The 698-nt window shown below is 55.2% G+C and carries 1 protein-coding gene; it reads right to left on the reverse strand.

Translation table 11 applies throughout. The annotated features are described in order from the left end of the window. Window positions 1-442: 442 nt before the first annotated feature. Window positions 443-698: hypothetical protein (locus tag AC1RPN_RS07705; RefSeq protein ID WP_481763636.1), on the reverse strand; the 256-nt coding region annotated here is incomplete at its 5' end.

Genomic DNA, 698 nt, shown 5'->3' on the forward strand with positions numbered 1-698 from the left:
ACCCGTATTCACGGCCGAACGCCACAAACGACGAAACNAAGTCATTGGGATCGGAGCCATCGGGACCNACCATGAAACGAGGTTTGTGCTTCGCGCCCGCTCCCGGCACATACTGCGCACCGAACTCAGGGGCTGGGGCCGAAACCATCGAGGGCAGCGTCGCGATCCCCAGAAGAAAGCCGCATATAGCGGCCCGAATCATGTTTCTCATCTTACTCTACCTCCACTGCTGAAACTATAAAAATGGAGTGTAGAGAAAAATTCGTTCTCCGTCCACCCCTTGTTACAATCGCGTTCACTGCGCACACACGAGCCAGCCAGACGTCGCATGTTATCTGCGAGAATCATGAACATTTCACTGGCTGTGAGCTTGTACTTCTGTTCGATAGCAAGAAACATCGAATCGAACTCGACGGACGCGCTCTGGCATTCGAGTACACGTTTATGCAGTTTCACGCGATTCCTCCAATTGTTGGATCATGTGCTGGACCCATGCGATGCGCGTCGCTTTCATCCCATTACGGTCTTGCGACCACGTGGAATCGAACGTCTCGACATATTGTTCCAGTACAACGACGCTGCCGGCCCGCAGCATCTCAAGAGCCGGCGGGCTCGACACGCGCTCAATACACGCAGCACGCAGATTGTCTTGCACCTGCTGCGCCATTTCCGCGCCCAGCTTGGCGTCCGACTGCCAC

The sequence above is a fragment of the Dellaglioa sp. CoH-57-MRSF-20 genome (assembly GCF_056781955.1).